The sequence below is a fragment of the Modestobacter marinus genome (assembly GCF_019799945.1).
GTDB classification, from domain to species: Bacteria; Actinomycetota; Actinomycetes; order Mycobacteriales; family Geodermatophilaceae; genus Modestobacter; species Modestobacter marinus_B.
Window position 1 is genome coordinate 1 of record NZ_JABGCH010000084.1, and the last position, 2,296, is coordinate 2,296.

Annotated in this window: 1 protein-coding gene; it reads left to right on the forward strand. The window is 68.7% G+C overall.

The window, feature by feature from the left end; genetic code table 11:
- Nucleotides 1-686 precede the first annotated feature (686 nt).
- Entirely contained in the window at nucleotides 687-2,120 is a 1,434-nt protein-coding gene (ltrA, locus tag HK417_RS24150) for a group II intron reverse transcriptase/maturase (protein ID WP_222273202.1), read from the forward strand.
- Nucleotides 2,121-2,296 lie beyond the last annotated feature (176 nt).

The window sequence follows — 2,296 nt, forward strand, 5'->3', positions numbered from 1 at the left end:
ACACCCGGCCGGATCTGGTCGACCGGGCGTTCACCGCGACCGGCCCCGACCAGCTGTGGGTCGCTGACATCGAGCGCCACGAGGCGCTTTTGAACCGAGCGGTGGTGAGAGGACACCGCGGCCGGTCCGTCGCAGCGGGCCGGTGAAGCTGAGGGCAGCTCGATTCCGGGGATGCGGAGGAGAGCGGAAGCAGCCCTGACAACGACGGGACGGGCCAGCACCGCCAGATGGCCCGGGTCCGGCAAGCGAGACGGAAAGGCGTACGTGAGGAACCAGCGGCTGAACGCCCCTCAAGAGAGCCACCAGCTCCAACCTGGCGGATCCGGGCTGGATTGCAGCGCGCACCCGATCGGCATGGCCAACGGCGTCGCCGGTCGGGGAACTCCTGGGCCGGGTGATGTCGCCGGTCGGGAGGCCACGGTGAAGGCCTGCGGCGTAGCCGTGGCGATGCTGCAGGGGCATAGCTGGGCGCCGACCCCGTCGAACGGTTCGGGAGTGAACGTGGGAACCATCCCGCCGGTCCCCTTGCCGGGCAGCAGCCGGCTGCCCGGCGGGAAGGCGCATCGCCGGCCGATGCCGGTGGGATGGGGCGGAGGACCCGTAGTAGTCCGAGGTCGGGAAAGCCGACCACATGGCGAAGGGGTCCAGTGTGTTCGCGGCGCGATCGCATCATCGGGAGGTCGTCGGTGAACACCGGCGCACCGTGGCCGGAGCTCTCCGATGCTCTGCCTCGGGTACTGGCGATGCAGACCAAGCTGCACCGTTGGGCGGCGGCCGATCCCTGCCGCCGCTTCGATGACCTGGCCAATCTCGTCTATGACCCGGCCTTTCTCACCGTCGCGTGGGACCGGGTGCGGGGCAACGCCGGTGCACGAACCGCCGGAGTCGATCGGGTCGCTCCGCGATCGGTCGGCGCGGATGCGGGTGAGTTGCTGGCCGATCTTCGGCACGAGCTGAAGACAGGACAGTTCTTCCCGGAGCGGGTGCGGGAGAAGACGATCCCCAAGGCGTCGGGCAAGCTGCGGCGGCTGGGGATCCCGACCACCCGGGACCGGATCGTGCAGGCGGCGCTGAAGCTGGTGCTCGAGCCGATCTTCGAGGCGGACTTCCAGCCGTGTTCCTACGGCTTCCGCCCTCGACGCCGGGCGCAGGACGCGATCGCCGAGATCCACCACCTCGCCTCACCCACCCGCAACTACGAGTGGGTGTTCGAGGCCGACATCGAGGCGTGCTTCGACGAGATCGGCCACCAGGCCCTGATGGGTCGGGTGCGGCATCGGATCGGAGACAAACGCGTACTGAGCTGGGTGATGGCATTCTTGAAAGCAGGCGTCCTCTCCGAGGGCGGCCTGAATCGGGAGACGATCACCGGCACGCCCCAGGGCGGAATCCTGTCACCGCTGCTGGCCAACATCGCCCTCTCCGTGCTGGACGAGCACTTCGCCGCGAAGTGGGCGGCACTCGGCCCGGAATGGACACGCGTCAAGCGTCGACGCGCCGGACAGCCGGTCATGAGACTCGTCCGCTACGCGGATGACTTCGTGGTTGTGCTGCACGGGCAACGCGGCGACGCCGAGGCGCTCTGGGACGAAATTGGAGCGGTGCTGGCGCCGATGGGGCTTCGCCTGTCGGCCGCCAAGACCAGGGTCTGCCACATCGACGAAGGGTTCGACTTCCTCGGCTGGCGCATCCAGCGCCGCACCTGGCGAGGCCGGACCGGCAAGAAGGCGATCTACACCTATCCCTCGAAGAAGGCGCTGGCCTCGATCGTGGACAAGGTGCGGACGCTGACCCGCCGGGCCGCTCATCGAACGCTTGCTGACCTGCTGCGCCGGATCAATCCGGCGCTGCGGGGCTGGTGCACCTACTTCCGTCACGGGGCGTCCTCGCGCACCTTCGGCTACGTCGACCACTACGCCTTCTGGCGCATCGTCGGCTGGCTGCGCAAGCGACACCGTCGACTGAACATGCACATCCTGGTCCGCCGGTTCCTCCCTGGCTGGAAGATCCGCGCGGAGGGCATCGAGTTCTTCCGGGCCGAAACGGTCGCCATCCAGCGCTACCGCTACCGGGGAACCCGCATCCCGACCCAATGGACGAGCGCCACAACGGCGGCATGAACACGCGGAGAGCCGGATGCGGTGGAAGTCGCACGTCCGGTTCGGGAGGCGGGCCGCAGAAACGGACCGGTCGAGAGACCGGCACCGCGCTGCGGCCCGACCTCACACCTACTGCCGGACGTTCTCCGGGTGGGTGTACGCCGCCTTCGTCATCGACGTCTACTCCCGCCGGGTGG